Genomic DNA, 16,401 nt, shown 5'->3' with positions numbered 1-16,401 from the left:
CTGGCAGTTTTTTTATTCAAATAAAAACATAGTGGGTGAAGGGTACACAAAAGTAAATAAGGGTCACGCAAAATCATAGAAGGGCACGAAAAACGGTAAAAAGGTAACATAAACAAAAGGAAAGGGCACACAACCAGCTAGAGGTCACGCAAAAGTAAATAAGGGTCACGTAAAATCATAGAAAGGGCACGAAAAATGGTAAAAAGGTAACACAAACAAAAGGAAAGGGCACACATAACGGAGACATGGGCAAGCAACTATTAAAGCATAGAAATATAGGTTAATATTGTATAAATAAAATAGTAATTATAAGTTAAGTAAGGGGATCAATCATGCAAACAAATTTATTTTTAGTCCGTCATGCCCATTCAGATTATACTCCTGACGAAGTAGGAAGACCTCTATCACAATCTGGATGGGAGGATGCAAAAATCGTTACCGATTTACTCAAAAATCAAAGAATTGACCATATTATTTCTAGTCCATATAAAAGAGCGATACAAACAGTTGAAGGAATAGCCAAATACATAGATAAAGAGGTTGAAATAAATACTGGATTTAAAGAACGAGTTTTATCAGAAAATCCTGTCGAAGATTTTCGTCATGCAATCAGAAAAGTATGGGAAGAGCCCAGTTTTTACTGGAAAGGTGGGGAGTCAAATTTAATCGCACAAAAAAGAGGAATAGAAGCGATAAAGCAAGTATTAGTTAGGTATAAGGGGAAAAATATTGTAATAGGAACTCATGGCAATATCATGACGTTAATGATAAATCATTTTGACAATAGATATGATTATCATTTTTGGAAGGAACTTGATATGCCGGATATTTATCAATTAATCTTTGATGATATGAAATTATTAGAGATTCACAGAGTATGGGAAAGGAATAAAGATTTAATGGTAAATGTTCGAATTTAATAGTCGGAAAGTTCGTATAACTTAAACATTGGAGGGTGCCTATAATGACGATCGTATTAAGTAAAGAAGAAATCATTTTAAAAGTAATTAATGAAAAATACCCAGTTAAAATACATTATGTAGAGGGAAAAACAAATGAAATGTGGCATTGCAGCGGTATAAATTCTGATTACTATGCTCGCATAACCAATTACAAAACATATGAAGAACAATTTCAAGAAGTAAAATGGACAAATTATTTGTTCGAGCATGGTGTCGGTGTTTCTCCTGCAATTTATTCCTTAGAAGGAAATATCATTGAAACTGGCATGTTCCCTGAGAAAAAACGAATCGTATTATATAAGGCGGCTCCAGGAATTCATTTGCCACGTTCAAAGTGGGGGCCGCAAATTTTTAAAGAACTTGGCCGCCAAATCGGTATTATGCATCGGATTACCAAGCAATATGAACAAAAAGAATCGATTGATCACTTAAGGGATTGGTATGAAAATGAAGAGTATCAATTTTTGAAGTATATCCCTGAAGAAGAAGCAACCATTAGAGAGCTAAGTCAAGCTATTTTTGCAAAAGTTCAAGCATTACAAAAGAATAACACTACATATGGCTTGCTACATGCTGATTTATGGTTAGAAAATGTCCTTGTTGATGACCAATCAAAAATTACTATGATCGATTTTCAAGATTGTGAAAAACATTATTATTTATATGATTTAGTAGTACCTATTTATTCAGCCTTAGAATTCTCTTTTTCAGGAAATGGGAATATCAAAGATTATGGTCATGCGATAACTGAATCAATATTTGAGGGTTATTTAATGGAAAATAATATTCCATCTGAAATGCTAGAGCATTTTCCATTGTTCTTAAAACTTAAAGAAATCTTTGAATATCATTTGATGCATATGTATTGGGATAAAGACAAATTAAGTGAGGAACAAGTTCGAATTCTAAATCATTATCGAATTCGTTTAGAAAATAATTTTTCCATAATATAAAGAAGAAAAGTTTTTTTATTAAGTTTAATTATAGTATTAAACGAAATTCCTAATGTCTGATTTTTGGCAAAAAAATCACCCAAAAAACTTGAGAAACGGTCCAAAAAAAATAAAAGCCGGTCTAAATTAGGCAGCAGAGTCTATAATGGAAAATACAAAGAAAAACGAAAATAATTCTATGTTATATTATATGGATAGATAAAAATGGCTATACTAATCTATAATAAGTGAAATTAATAATAGAGAGGTTTATCAAATGAGTTCAGGGGAAGATTTTTTTATTTCCAAGCAGAAGCAATTGGGAGTTTCACTAAATGATATCCAAAAAAAGGCCGTTCTGCAAAATGAGGGGCCTCTACTTCTTCTAGCGGCACCTGGTTCAGGAAAGACCACAACGATTATTATGAAAATTGGTTATTTAATTGAAGAAAAAGGAGTCAATCCATTAAGGATTAAGGCCGTTACTTTTAGCAGGGCATCGGCGATGGATATGGTTGATCGCTTTAAACGTTTTTTTCCTGCACTTCAGCCTGTTGATTTTTCAACGATTCATAGTTTAGCTTTTGAAGTTGTACGCGAGCACTTTCAGCGAAACCGGATAGCTTATCAATTGATTGAAGGAGTAAATATTGTTGATAAAAGTAACCCTCCGTTAAATAAAAAGCTGATTCTGCGAGAATTATATAAAAGCATGGTTAGTGAGAATATTACCGATGACCAATTAGATGAATTAATGACCTATATTAGCTTTATTAAAAACAAATTAATTCCAAAACAAAAATGGTCATCCGTATCATGTGATGTTCCAAAAGCAGAGCAAATTTTAATAGAATATGAAAAGTTTAAGCAGACTAGTTCTCCAAAACTTTTAGTCGACTATGATGATATGCTTACCATAGCGAATAGCGTATTGGAGGAAGATAAAGAACTTCTTTGCAAATACCAAAAACGGTATGATTACGTTCTTACGGATGAAAGTCAAGACACATCGATGGTCCAGCATGCCATAATAGAGAAGCTTGTACAAGAACATAGAAACTTATGCGTCGTTGCGGACGATGATCAATCGATTTATACTTGGCGTGCTGCTGAACCACAATATTTGTTGGATTTTAAACAAGTATATCCAGAAGCGACCATCCTTATGATGGAGCAAAACTATCGGTCATCAAAAGATATCGTCGATGTTGCCAACCAATTCATTAAACGAAATAAAAATCGTTATAACAAGAACATGTTTACAGAAAATCCTTCTCATAAACCGATCGTTATAAAACGTCTTTCAGACTATAAATACCAGTCAAAATACTTGGTGAAAGAGATTTCGAAAGTTTTGGATTATCGTGATGTAGCGGTTTTATACCGTAATAATTCATCTTCTATTAGTTTAATCAACGAATTTGATCGTGCCGGTATTCCTTTTTATATAAAAGATTCAGATAATCGTTTCTTTTCTCATTGGGTAGTCGAAGATATTTTAAATTTTATGAGGATCAGCTTTAATGACAAACGAACCGATATTTTAGATAAAATACACACGAAATTTAACGGATATATTACGAAACAGCAAATGTCAGCACTAAAGAATATCGTTAACAAGCAATCCGTTTTTGATAACCTTATCAAGTTCGTACCTTTAAAGGATTATCAAGTGAAGCAGCTGCAAACATGCAAAAAGGTATTTCAGGATATGAAGGGAATGGCTCCACTCCAAGTAATTCGCCTCATTCGACATGAATTAGGATACGATAAGGCACTTGAGAAAATGTGCGAAAGACTGGGCTTTAATTTGGAATATCTATTAAGTATTTTAAATACGCTGGAGGAGATTGCGGATTCACTTGAAACGATGGAGGACTTTGCTCATCGCTTGAAGCATTTGGAATCCGTGATGAAAACGTCAAAATATCAAAAGAGTAAAAATGTCGTCACGCTATCTACCTTCCATAGTTCAAAGGGTTTAGAGTTTAAACGAGTTTACATGATTGATTTGGTGGACGGAATCATCCCTTCAAAGGCGGAAACAAAAATGTATGATGAGGGAAAGACGGAATTGATGGAAGAAGCAGTGCGTCTATTTTATGTAGGAATGACTCGAGCAGAGCTGAATCTGGAAATGCTTTCATACGAAGTAAAAAACGGCAGCCCTGCAAAAACTTCTCCATTTGTAAGGAATGTACGACATATTATTCACCCACCAAATGAAAAAACAAAGGTACAGACAGGCACGAATAAGTCGAAAATTCCCAATAACCCAAATGCGATTAAAGATCATGCTCAGCTTAAATTAGGAACTTCTGTAAAGCATAGAGTTTTTGGGAAAGGAGAAATCGTACAGCTTGCCGATGATAACATCAACATTCGATTCCAAGCTGGCACCAAAACGTTGTCTATCCCAACATGTATGGAGATGGGATTATTAGAACCAATAACATAGATTCATAAATTATTTAAGTCTAGGAGTAACGATCTATGAAGCAAACATATTCTTTGCGAGAAAAAATCCAGCAAATATTAATATTATTAATTCCTATCTTAATTACACAATTAAGTATGTTTTCAATGGTGTTTTTTAATACCATAATGTCTGGGAAGTACAATTCTTCCGATTTGGCAGGAGTTGCGATTGGTTCATCCATTTGGAATCCGATTTTTCTCGGGCTAAGTGGAATTCTGCTGGCGGTATCTCCAATTGTGGCTCAGCGTTATGGAGAAAAGAAAAATAAAGAAATATCATCTACTGTAGTGAATGGAATATACTTATCTATTACTATTTCAGTACTGGTCATCATACTTGGTTTTTTTCTTTTAAACCCTTTATTAGACCAAATGGATTTACCTTCTAGTGTTCAGGCAACTGCACATGATTATTTGGTCGGACTTAGTTTTGGAATCCTTCCACTATTTATTTTTAATGTGTTAAGGTCTTTTATCTACGCTTTAGGAAAAACGCGTATAGTTATGGTTATTATGATTGCATCTTTACCAATAAATTTCTTTTTAAATTATGTACTGATCTATGGATATTGGGGCTTCCCAGAACTAGGCGGTGCAGGAGCGGGCTATGCTACCTCGATAACTTATTGGGTAATAGCAGGTATGACAGCATATATAGTAAGGGCAAAAGATCCATTTTCTTCTTACAGGGTCTTCTCAAAATTTACAGAATTTTCAATGGCGAAGTGTAAGGAAATATTAAAAATTGGTGTGCCAATGGGTCTTTCGACATTTTTTGAGACAGGTATGTTTGCTCTAGTAACGATATTAATAAGTAAATTTACCATTACAACAGTTGCAGCCTATCAGTCTGCATTAAATATCGTTTCTTTCCTTTATATGGTACCTGTAAGTGTTTCTATTGCTTTAACAGTTCTAGTCGGATATGAAGTAGGTGCTGGGCGCAATAAAGACGCAAAGACTTACAGCTGGCTAGGAATTAATCTTTCTGTATTAATTGCGCTTATTACGGGTTTACTTGTTGTTCTATTCCGTTATAAAGTCGCAGGTCTTTATTCAAACGAAACAGCTGTTATTAACTTAACGGCACACTTTTTAATTTACGCATTATTTTTCCAAATTTCCGATGCCATTCAAGCCACCGCTCAGGCTGCATTAAGAGGGTATAAGGATGTAAATATTGCTTTTATTATGACCTTGGTTGCCTATTGGCTAATTTGTCTTCCGGTTGGTTATCTATTGGCAAATTATACAAAGCTAGGAGCTCCGGGATATTGGATTGGTTTAACAGTCGGCTTACTTGCAGCAGGCATTGGATTATCATTAAGGCTTATTTACATTCAGAAACGTAAATTTACTAGTGTGGAGATAAAAGAAGCTGTATAGGATGTATTGTCTCCCCTATCTATCGACCAATCTTACAAAATTTACCGAATAAATAAGAGAATATATAGCAAAACCCCATTCATTTTTTTGAATGGGGTTTTGTAAAATTTATTTATATCTGACGTTTAAAATCGACCCTTTTGTGTAAGAAATACATAACTGGTGCACCAATAGCCATAACAGCGAATTCGCCAACTGCTGTAGTTAACCATGTAAATAAGAATGGCAAATCGAACGCCAAATGAAGCTCGATTGCAATTAAGAACATCGTAACAGTAAAGACAATCGTATTTACAACCATACGTGCCCAAATATTTTTAATAAAACGAGAAACGACAATTGTAATCAGCAAAGCAATAATCGATTGTCCAACACCAAATACGAGATCATACGCACGCATTGGTGAAAAAAATAAATTAGTAAGAATCACACCTAATACAATTCCAAAAAAGTATTTCTTATTAAACACCACTAAATGATTAAACATTTCAGATAAACGAAACTGTATGTTGGTAAATCCAAAAGGCTGGATGAAAAAAGACACTGCAATATATAATGCAGCAATAATTCCATTCACTACAAGCGTTTTCACTTTCATATTCAATTCTCTCCTTAGTTTTTTATCGTGGGATGGTTTCGAACCACGTCTTCCTTAAACACTCAAGTTATAATAATATAATATGCAATGAATGTTCGTCAATCATTACTAACATCCAATTTTATGCATCATTCCGAACAAAATAACCTTTATATAAAAGAAAGGACCAAAATGAAACCATTTACTGAAAATGTCATTAAAATTATTCAAAATATCCCAGAAGGAAAAGTGATGACCTATGGTCAAATTGCTGCATTAGCCGGCAGTCCAAGAGGAGCACGACAAGTAGTAAGAATCCTGCATACGATGAGTAAAAAACACCGTCTGCCATGGCATAGGGTCGTTAATTCAAAAGGTATGATCGGTTTTCAAGATGATGAATATTTTCAAATACAAAAGCTTTCTCTAGAAAGCGAAGGAATTGAATTTAAAATTAATGGAGCAATTAATCTTGAACAATTCCAGTTTTGGCCTGAGAGTACTTAATAAATCCTTTTTAATAAAAGGCTGTTTTCGCATAGATTGTTGCTTTTCGTAAATAGCTCTAATCCTTAAATAAATAGGCTTCGTGCTCTTTTCATCATCCCATACTCATTATGAAAGTAGTAAATAACCGTAAAAATCCTACTAGATATTTACTTCGTAAAATCTCAGCCGATTTTTACTTTGTTGCAGAAAGCAACAATGTTTCAGAAAAGAGCCTAATAAAAATAAGGAAGTTTATGCTAAAATAAAAATAAATGGAAATTTTGCGGAGGTGACCTGGGTGATAGGGGAAGAAATTTTAACCATAAAAGATTTAAGAAAAAACTACGGTTCTAAGGAAGTTTTACAGGGAATTGACCTTCATGTATCTCGAGGAGAAATTATCGGGTATATCGGACCGAATGGAGCAGGAAAAAGTACGACGGTAAAAATTATTCTTGGAATTGAGGAAGGGTACACTGGGGAAGTGAAGTTGTTTGGTAATGATATATCTGATGGAAAAATAGAATACAAGAAAAGAATAGGGTATGTCCCTGAAATTGCAGAAGTATATGATAACCTGACTGGGCATGAGTATCTTACCTTTATCGGAGAATTATATGGAATGGAATTTGAATTTGTAGATTACAAGGCAAAGAGATTAATGGAATTGTTCGGTGTCGGGGAAGTCTATCATGCTAGAATCTCCTCTTATTCAAAAGGGATGCGTCAGAAGCTTTTAATTATTTCAAGCCTATTACATAATCCAGAAATCTTATTTTTAGATGAGCCTATTAATGGGCTAGATGCGAATAGTGTCATGATTTTTAAGGAGATATTGGGTCAGCTTGCTGGGCAAGGGAAAACCATTTTTTACTCGTCGCATATTATGGATGTCGTTGAAAAAATCAGTAGTCGAATTATATTGCTGAATGGTGGAAAGATTGTTGCTGACGGAAGCTTTGCAGATCTGCAAAATCAAAACAAGGAAGGGACGCTGGAGGAAATCTTTAATCAGCTAACTGGTTTTCATGAGCATAAAGAGATTGGTGAAAGATTTGTATCTATCGTTCAAGAGGTGTGCTGATGGAAGATTTCCGGACATTAAAAGTTCTTGATCGTTTCAAAAGTTTGTTTGAAAAAATGGGTGTCAATTATCTTGTCATGAGGAAGATTTTGCAAGTGAAACTCATGATGGATCAAAGAAGAGTACCTACCATATTCAATCAAAATGCAAGAAAGAAGCAAGGGAAAGAAACAAAAGACGGGAACGGCTTTATTAAATCACTTTGGGTTTATGTAATCATTGGACTTTTTACGATTCCCTTTATCGTATTTGGAAACAATTATATGTTTCAAATGAGTATTGTTTTTGGGATTACTATGTTTATGGTTATGACATCGATGATTTCTGACTTTTCCTCGGTGTTGCTGGATGTTCGAGATAAAAATATCCTTCACACAAAACCAATTGACAGAAAAACTATTAGTGTAGCGAAGTTTGTCCATATTAGCATCTATTTAATTTTCCTTACAGTCTCAATCGCAGCTATCCCAATGATTGTTGGTTTATTTAAGCATGGAATTGTGTTTTTTATCATTGGTATTATCGAACTAATATTGGTTGATTTGTTAATTGTAGTAATTACTGCACTTTTGTATATCTTTATCCTAAGGTTTTTCGATGGTGAAAAGCTGAAGGATTTGATTAATTACGTCCAAATTGGCCTATCTTTAGCACTCATGATTGGTTATCAAGTTCTCATCCGATCGTTTGAAATCATTAACTTCGATTTTGTTCTTAATCCAAAATGGTGGCATGTGTTCATTATTCCAATGTGGTACGCAGCACCATTTGAATGGCTGGTGAATGGTCAGGTTTCATCGTTCAATATTACCTTCTCAAGTTTGGCACTACTCGTTCCATTGATAGCATTTTGGATCTATCTCCGTTTAGTACCGGCATTTGAAAAAAATCTACAAAAACTATCAAGCCAAGGCAACACGAAAGAGAAAAAGCGGAGAAAATGGAAAGATTGGTTCTTAAGATTGATTTGCAAGAGTAAGGATGAAAAAGCATTTTTTCGTTTTACTAGTCTTATGATGAGACAAGAGCGTGATTTCAAATTGAAGGTATATCCTTCATTAGGTTTCTCCTTCGTCATTCCATTTATTTTTATTTTCACCTCGATGAGAGAGGGAAGTTATAAGGACTTATCGACTGGGAATTCGTATTTAACCATATATTTCAGCATGATCATTATCCCAACTATCGTCATGATGTTGCGATATTCGGGAAAATACAAAGGGGCATGGATTTATAAAACCTTGCCAATAAAGGACTATTCCGTATTATTTAAAGGGACGCTAAAAGCCTTCTTAGTCAAACTCTATGTTCCTGTTTTCCTACTATTAAGTATTGTTTTTATCGTAATCTTTGGTATAAGGATTGTCCCAGAGTTAATCATCGTTTTAATCAATTCATTTTTATATACGATGATTTGCTTCTTAGTTCTGAAAAAAGCGGTCCCATTTTCAGAAGCATTTGAAACTGTCGGGCAAAGTGAAGGATGGAAAGTCTTCTTCCTATTCATTCCAATAGGCATTTTTGCAGGACTTCACTATTTGAGCATAACATTTCATTACGGAATCTATATAAACATCATCATTACATTCATTATTAACTTAATCGTTTGGAAAATTTCCTTAAAACGGGGATTGACCCTAGACTCGTTAAACCTTTAGAGGGACAAAGGGTCGGTCTCTTGTCCAGAAATGTCAAACCGATGAGGATCAATTACTCGAACTATTCAAAAGGAAGTTTTTTAATGATACTTTATGAACACCATCTAAACATTAAAATATGATTTTTAATGTCTAGATGGTATTCTTATTTTTACAACAAGTAACTTGAAAGGAGGAAAGAAAAATTACGAAGATTTGTATAGTAAGACATGGAGAAACAGACTGGAATGTGTTAGGGAAAATTCAAGGAAGAACAGACATCCCATTAAATACAACAGGAATTCGACAAGCTAAAGAATGCGGGGAGTTTTTAAAAACTTCAAAATGGGATGTTATCATAACAAGTCCCTTGAAAAGAGCAAAACAAACAGCAGAGATCATTAATCAATATTTGCGTGTGCCTCTTGTAGAGATGAATGAATTTATAGAAAGGTCATTTGGGGATGCAGAGGGGATGGATGCCGAGGAAAGAATGTCTGCTTATCCTGATAAAAATTACCCAAACCAAGAAGACAGTATATCTTTAGAAAAAAGATTGATGGCAGGAATAAACGAAATTAATCAAAGATATAGAGATTCCAACGTATTACTAGTTACTCACGGAGCAGTCATTCATTCAATTTTATCCACACTGTCGAATAGAGAAATATACTCGGGAAAAGAACCTTTATTAAATGCATGTATCAGTAATATACATTTTGAACAAGAAAAGTGGAAAGTAAAAGAATTCAATAAAGTTTCACATTTATCGCAGTACAATAGAATTGGACAAAAATAAACTTTCAGAAAGGTCAGACCTACGAATGGATTTACACTGCTAATGGTCTGCCTTTTTCCTCCTTGGCTCCCCATATAAAAACAGTTTCTATTTCCACCATGCAGGAATCTTTTTCTTCATATAATTAAATAAAAAATTGTTGTATAATGATATAGTTATCACTAAAGGGAGGTTATTTTATGCTGAATGCTGAAAGTATAATTGTAATCGGCGCAGTAGCTCTAGTGTTATTCGGCCCGAAAAAATTACCTGAAATAGGAAAAGCTGCTGGAAAAACACTGCGAGAATTCAAAAACGCTACTCAAGGAATCTTTGAAACAGAATCTGACAGTAGTAAAAGTCAGCAAACTAACCTTAACCAAAGTAATGGAACAAACTCAACTAATGAAGTTAACCATGTCCAAACAACTATAGAAGAAATAAATAACCATGTAGAAAAAACGAATAGTGAGGATAAAAAGTCTCCTATTTAACTTAAAAAGGCTCTTCACAAATGAAGGGCTATTTTTTTATAGAAAATCAACAAGAGAATCCTTTTAAAAAACTTAAAGACAAATTGTATAAAATAAGGTTATGGAGGGAAAGAAAATGGAAACAGAAAAACTTAAAATATTTGATGAACATAGAAATCCAATAGGTGTCGCCACTCGGGAGGAAGTACATAAAATGGGGTACTGGCATGAAACCTTTCAATGCTGGTTTATCAGTAGAGAAAATGAAGTAGATTATATTCTTCTTCAAATTCGAAGCGATAGAAAAAAAGATTACCCTAATCTTATCGATATTACCGCTGCGGGCCATTTATTAGCTAATGAAACCGTATTTGATGGAATAAGAGAGATCCAAGAAGAATTAGGGATTGATGTTTCTTTTAACGACCTTATCTCTTTAGGAATCATTGATTATTGTGTTACAAGAGGAGATCTTATTGATAGAGAAATAGCCAATGTATTTCTATATGAAAGTCAGTATACGTTTGATGATTACATTTTACAAAGTGAGGAAGTTTCCGGAATTGTAAAAGCTAACTTTAATGACTTTTATGAACTATGGACAGGAGAAAAAGGGGAGATTAAAATACAAGGGTATGAAATCGGTAAGGATGGGGAAAAAGTCATCATTGATCGGGTAGCCAATAAAAATGAATTTGTTCCTCATGAATACTCGTATTATATAACAGTAGTAAATAGGATTAAGGAGAAAATACAAAAGCGAAAATAGCCGATATGTTTATTTGGACAAAAGAAGCTTCTATAAAATGATTGTATTAGTAATAGTTATTTTCAACAAGAGAGGTAAAAAAACAATACAAATTAATACTCCCAAAAGTGTCAGACCGTCGATTAATTAAAGATCTATCTCGCCGGTCTGACTTTTTTCTGCTTACAAAAATTATTTGAAGACAGTTCCGGTCTTCAGATTCCATTATTCCAAAAACTACTCTATTGTATGCACTCAAAAATTTTATTTAGGAAACCGAATAAAATAGGTGACTATTCACAAGTTTGGAGGTATCTTTTAACTAGAGAAAAATCAGAAATAAGGATGGGCGAAGGATGAAGTTTTTAAATAAATACATACGAAAATATTGGCTATCCTTTAGTATAGCTGTTATCTTTTTAACCTTTGAGGCAATATGTGACCTCTTACAGCCGACAATCATGTCGAAAATTATTGATATTGGTGTAGCAAATAAGGATTTAAATTATGTGTTTAAATACGGAGGATTCATGTTGCTGATTACAGTAGTGGGTGCGATTGCAGCTTCTACCCGCAGTATTTTAGCAAGTATTGTCTCGCAAAACTTTGGGGCGGAGTTACGTTCTGATCTGTTTAGAAAAATTCAAACCCTTTCCTTTAAAAGCATTGATAAATTTGATCGTGCCTCACTCGTAACAAGACTAACGAATGATGTGACACAAGTTCAAGTGTTTGTTAACGGATTAATGAGGATCTTTGTAAAAGCGCCGCTTCTGTGTATTGGTGGTTTAATTATGGCGACCAAATTAAATGTTCATCTAGCCGTTGTATTAGCTGTCGTTGTACCAATCGTTGCTATTATTATCATTTCGAACATGAAAATAGGATTTCCGTTTTTTATGAAGGTGCAAAAAGCTCTTGATCATGTTAATGGTGTGATGAGAGAGTACTTATCTGGGGTACGGGTGGTCAAAGCCTTTAACCGATTTGATTATGAAGTGGACAAATTTAATAAGGCTAATGACGAATTTCAAGCAAAATCCACTTCTGCCATTCGAATCATGGCCATCTTTAGTCCAGTTATCATGCTAGTTTTAAACCTAGGGATTGTAGCAGTGCTTTGGATAGGCGGAGTAAGAGTGGATAATGGTCAAATGCAGGTGGGACATGTGATTGCCTTCACAAACTATATGACACAAATTCTTTTTTCCTTAATGATGATTTCAATGGTTTTTAATATGTTTGTAAGGGCAAAGGCATCAGCTGGAAGAATTGGCGAAGTATTTGAAGAAGAAAATGACATGTCATGGAAGGATAGGGACCAAAATGATTCGATAAAGGGGCGAATTGATTTTGAAAATGTCACCTTTTCCTATGATGGAGCAAGTGGTGATCCGATATTAAAAAATATCTCATTTAGTTGTTTACCAGGAGAAACTGTAGGAATCATTGGGTCAACTGGCTCAGGGAAATCAAGTCTCATCGGGCTTATCCCCCGTTTTTATGATGTCACTTCAGGAACCATTAAAATAAATGGTGAGAATATAAAGGGTTTGAATCCGAAAATTATCAGGGAAAAAATCGCGACTGTTCCACAAAAAACAACTTTATTTACAGGTTCTGTCATCGATAACATACGCTGGGGAAAAGAAGATGCAACGATGGAAGAAATAGAAAAAGCAGCAATGATGTCCCAAGCACATGATTTTATTATGGAGTCACCTGAAGGATATCATACGAGATTAGGGCAAGGAGGGGTCAATTTTTCAGGAGGGCAAAAGCAGCGTTTATCGATTGCTCGAGCATTAGTAAAGCAGCCTGAAATCCTTATTTTGGATGATAGTACAAGTGCCCTGGATATGGTAACAGAATCGAAATTAAAGGAATCACTTAAAAAATATGCAAGTAATTTAACCTGTCTTTTGATTGCCCAAAGAATCACCTCTATTATAGATGCAGATAAAATTATTGTTTTAGATGATGGTGAAATAGCTGGGGCGGGGACACATGATGAGTTAATAAAAGATTGTAGAGTTTACCAAGAAATTTATCACTCTCAGATAGGAAAAGAGGTGGAATAGGATGCCGGGGGAAAAAGAAAACAGGGCTGGGCAAGCCAGTGTAATGGTAAGACCTGGTGGAGGCATGAGAGGTCATGGCGGAAGAGGCGGACCTGTTGTTAAGCCGAAGAACTTTAAAGGCACGTTAAAACGATTATGGCATTATTTTGGAAAAGAACGAAAGCTCCTAACTACTATTTTCCTATTTATTTTAATAGATTCAATCATCACTTTGTCAGCGCCTTATCTTATTGGTCGATCGATTGATGCAATGGCAGTAGGAGGAAAAGTTGATTTTGGTCTGCTGGAAAGTACAATTCTTGTACTTTTGATTGCCTATATAGCTGATGCACTTCTAACTTTTTTACAAGGCTGGTTAATGGCAGGCGTGTCACAGAGAATTGTAAAGAACTTGCGCAGCTCCTTATTTAAAAAATTGCAGAAACTGCCTGTTTCATTTTTCGATACACGTACACATGGGGAATTAATGAGCAGACTTTCTAACGATATCGATAATGTGAGTAATACGATTTCACAATCAACGACACAATTAATGTCTGGTGCAATTGTCCTTATCGGATCATTGATCATGATGCTTTATTTAAGTCCAATTTTAACATTGGCAAGCTTAGTTACCGTTCCTTTAGTCTTTTTACTAACAAGAACGATTGCGAGTAAAACGAAGGTGTTATTTAAAAATCAACAAGTCCAGCTTGGAAAATTAAACGGTCATATCGAAGAAACAATTTCAGGAATCCAGGTTGTGAAAGCTTTTAACTATGAAGAAAAAGCGATTGAAGAGTTTGAAGAGGTTAATGCTAAGCTAAGACAGGTTGGTTTAAAGGCGCAAATTTGGTCAGGATTCTTAATGCCAATCATGAATGTAATAAATAACTTAGGCTTTGCTATTGTCGCAATTGTTGGTGGAATTCTTGCAGTCAAAAGCTTAATAACAATAGGGGTTATTGCGAGTTTTCTCAGCTATTCAAGGCAGTTTGTTAGACCTTTAAACGACCTTGCAAATATATTTAATGTACTGCAATCAGGTGTTGCTGGTGCTGAGAGAGTGTTTGAAATTCTTGATGAACAAGAGGAGCCTTCCGATAAAAAAGGAGCAGTCACATTAACAAATCCTAAAGGTCATGTTGTTTTTGAAAATGTTAGCTTTGGCTATCGACAGGACGTACCAATATTAAAAAATGTCAGCTTTGAATCGAAAATTGGGAGCAGTACTGCTCTTGTTGGTCCAACAGGAGCTGGTAAAACAACAATCGTGAACCTTTTAACCCGCTTCTATGATGTAACAAGTGGAAAGATTTATCTCGATGGCAAAGATATTCGTGAGTATACAAGGGACAGTTTACGGAAATGCTTTGGTATTGTATTGCAAGATACGTATTTGTTCTCTGGTACGATTATGGAGAATATAAAATACGGAAAACCTGATGCAACAGATCAGGAAGTAGAAGCAGCGGCTGCTATGGCGAATGCAGACGTTTTTATCAAACGGCTGCCAAAGCAATATGACACATTGCTATCCGAAAACGGCGGAAATCTAAGTCAAGGTCAAAGACAGCTTCTTGCAATTGCCCGCGTTATTTTAGCGAAACCATCATTGCTTATACTCGATGAAGCAACAAGCAGCATTGACACCCGGACAGAGCTTCATATTCAAGATGCTTTGTTAAAAGTAATGGAAGGACGTACAAGTTTTATCATCGCTCACCGCTTAAACACGATTCGTGAAGCAGATACAATTATGGTGATCGACCACGGAGAAATAGTTGAAAAAGGAAATCATGAAGAGTTAATGGGTAAGCAAGGTATTTACTATAATATGTTTTTCAATCAGTTTAAAAATGTTGAGGGTGGAATTTAAAACCCTGGCGGATAAATGAGGTGCCAAATATGTATTTAACAGTAAAGGAAACAGCAGAATATTTATCACTCCCAGAATCCTTTATCGAAACGCTGATTCTGCAAAAGAAGATTCGTTATCTTTATGATGGGGAGCAATACTTAATTAATAAAGAACAATTTAATGATCATCTAAAACAACTGGAAAAACATAAAAAACTATTAGAGGAATGGAATAATGAACCAATACCTGAAGATCCTGATATAAAGGATGAAGACTAGGTTCAGATTGCCTATGGTTCTGTCCTTGGATTTTTACTAGGATTACGGTCACCAAAGAACTAGTTTGTTATAGATAAATCAAAATGAGTGCTAATTCTCCTGTTCTTGGCTTTTTTAAACACAAACCAAAATTAAAAGGAATTTTCACTTTGTATAGCGAAAGTTTTACAAAAAAGAAACGGAGGAATTAGAATGAAAAAAATTGTCCCTCATATTACTATTGAAAACTGCAAAGAAGCAATTGAATTTTATCAAGAGGTCTTACATGGGGAAATCCAAAACACCAAACTAGCTGACGGAATTGAAATGTTCAAAGGCCATGAAGGAAAATACATACATGCCGAATTGCATTTCCCTAATGGGTTTGCGATCTATTTTAATGATGTATTTGGGAACGAGCCAATAAAGGGAAATAACATTGAAATTGGTCTGGATCTTGAAAGCAACGAGGAAATAAACAAAATTTATAATGCCCTATCAAAAGATGGACAAGTGAAAATGGAGCTTCAAGATACGTTCTGGAATGCAAGATATGGAAAGGTAACGGATAAATTCGGAATTACTTGGGAATTGAATTACCAAAAATGAAATAGAATTAAATAACACAATTGAAGGAGTGAAATCATGTGGTTTTGCTCCTTATTTTTTTAAGTTATTA

The 16,401-nt window shown here is 34.7% G+C and carries 14 protein-coding genes, 1 pseudogene and 1 riboswitch; of the genes and pseudogenes, 14 read left to right on the top strand and 1 reads right to left on the bottom strand.

What is annotated here, in order from left to right:
• Positions 1 to 332: 332 nt before the first annotated feature.
• The 4 genes from ACQKP0_RS01245 (at position 333) to ACQKP0_RS01230 (ending at position 5,758) form a co-directional block, all read left to right on the top strand.
• The gene (locus ACQKP0_RS01245) at positions 333 to 920 is read left to right on the top strand and encodes a histidine phosphatase family protein (protein ID WP_427403986.1); all 588 of its coding nucleotides are present in this window, start codon (positions 333 to 335) and stop codon (positions 918 to 920) included.
• 44 nt (positions 921 to 964) lie between these two features.
• Positions 965 to 1,915, top strand: a complete 951-nt coding sequence (locus tag ACQKP0_RS01240) for a phosphotransferase enzyme family protein (protein WP_427403985.1) — start codon at positions 965 to 967, stop codon at positions 1,913 to 1,915.
• A 256-nt stretch (positions 1,916 to 2,171) separates the two neighbouring features.
• A complete protein-coding gene (locus ACQKP0_RS01235; protein ID WP_427403984.1) occupies positions 2,172 to 4,352 on the top strand; it encodes an ATP-dependent helicase in 2,181 nt (726 codons plus the stop codon).
• 35 nt (positions 4,353 to 4,387) lie between these two features.
• On the top strand, positions 4,388 to 5,758 hold the full coding sequence (locus ACQKP0_RS01230; protein ID WP_427403983.1) for an MATE family efflux transporter: 1,371 nt from the start codon (positions 4,388 to 4,390) through the stop codon (positions 5,756 to 5,758).
• A gap of 112 nt (positions 5,759 to 5,870) precedes the next feature.
• Here the strand turns inward: ACQKP0_RS01230 and ACQKP0_RS01225 are convergent, their stop codons facing one another.
• Positions 5,871 to 6,356 (bottom strand): QueT transporter family protein, encoded by a 486-nt coding sequence (locus ACQKP0_RS01225; RefSeq protein ID WP_427403982.1) that lies wholly within the window; start codon positions 6,354 to 6,356, stop codon positions 5,871 to 5,873.
• A gap of 8 nt (positions 6,357 to 6,364) precedes the next feature.
• Positions 6,365 to 6,409, bottom strand: a riboswitch (PreQ1 riboswitch).
• Between the two features lie 118 nt (positions 6,410 to 6,527).
• Here ACQKP0_RS01225 and ACQKP0_RS01220 point away from each other — a divergent pair.
• The 10 genes and pseudogenes from ACQKP0_RS01220 (at position 6,528) to ACQKP0_RS01175 (ending at position 16,331) form a co-directional block, all read left to right on the top strand.
• Positions 6,528 to 6,842: an MGMT family protein gene (locus ACQKP0_RS01220; protein WP_427404165.1), complete on the top strand. Its 315-nt coding sequence runs from the start codon at positions 6,528 to 6,530 to the stop codon at positions 6,840 to 6,842.
• Between the two features lie 283 nt (positions 6,843 to 7,125).
• Complete coding sequence (locus ACQKP0_RS01215) at positions 7,126 to 7,908, top strand: ABC transporter ATP-binding protein (protein ID WP_427404164.1); 783 nt, start codon at positions 7,126 to 7,128, stop codon at positions 7,906 to 7,908.
• The gene (locus tag ACQKP0_RS01210; RefSeq protein WP_427403981.1) at positions 7,908 to 9,566 is read left to right on the top strand and encodes a hypothetical protein; all 1,659 of its coding nucleotides are present in this window, start codon (positions 7,908 to 7,910) and stop codon (positions 9,564 to 9,566) included. The genes ACQKP0_RS01215 and ACQKP0_RS01210 overlap by 1 nt, the downstream gene beginning before the upstream one ends.
• 184 nt (positions 9,567 to 9,750) lie before the next feature.
• Positions 9,751 to 10,344, top strand: coding sequence for a histidine phosphatase family protein (locus ACQKP0_RS01205; RefSeq protein WP_427404163.1), 594 nt, complete (start codon positions 9,751 to 9,753; stop codon positions 10,342 to 10,344).
• Positions 10,345 to 10,523: 179 nt separating this feature from the next.
• Positions 10,524 to 10,691: pseudogene (locus tag ACQKP0_RS01200) on the top strand (twin-arginine translocase TatA/TatE family subunit); the annotation flags it as partial.
• A gap of 241 nt (positions 10,692 to 10,932) precedes the next feature.
• A complete protein-coding gene (locus ACQKP0_RS01195; protein ID WP_427403980.1) occupies positions 10,933 to 11,565 on the top strand; it encodes an NUDIX hydrolase in 633 nt (210 codons plus the stop codon).
• A gap of 335 nt (positions 11,566 to 11,900) precedes the next feature.
• Positions 11,901 to 13,625 (top strand): ABC transporter ATP-binding protein, encoded by a 1,725-nt coding sequence (locus ACQKP0_RS01190; RefSeq protein WP_427403979.1) that lies wholly within the window; start codon positions 11,901 to 11,903, stop codon positions 13,623 to 13,625.
• Position 13,626: 1 nt separating this feature from the next.
• Complete coding sequence (locus ACQKP0_RS01185; protein ID WP_427403978.1) at positions 13,627 to 15,483, top strand: ABC transporter ATP-binding protein; 1,857 nt, start codon at positions 13,627 to 13,629, stop codon at positions 15,481 to 15,483.
• Positions 15,484 to 15,512: 29 nt separating this feature from the next.
• The gene (locus tag ACQKP0_RS01180; protein ID WP_427404162.1) at positions 15,513 to 15,743 is read left to right on the top strand and encodes an excisionase family DNA-binding protein; all 231 of its coding nucleotides are present in this window, start codon (positions 15,513 to 15,515) and stop codon (positions 15,741 to 15,743) included.
• A 192-nt stretch (positions 15,744 to 15,935) separates the two neighbouring features.
• Complete coding sequence (locus ACQKP0_RS01175; RefSeq protein ID WP_427403977.1) at positions 15,936 to 16,331, top strand: VOC family protein; 396 nt, start codon at positions 15,936 to 15,938, stop codon at positions 16,329 to 16,331.
• Positions 16,332 to 16,401: the final 70 nt, after the last annotated feature.

The organism is Heyndrickxia sp. NPDC080065, assembly GCF_050281185.1.
In the GTDB taxonomy this organism is placed as follows: Bacteria; Bacillota; Bacilli; order Bacillales; family Bacillaceae_C; genus Heyndrickxia.
The sequence above is the reverse complement of the archived record's forward strand: the minus strand, read 5'-3'. Positions and strand labels throughout refer to the sequence as shown.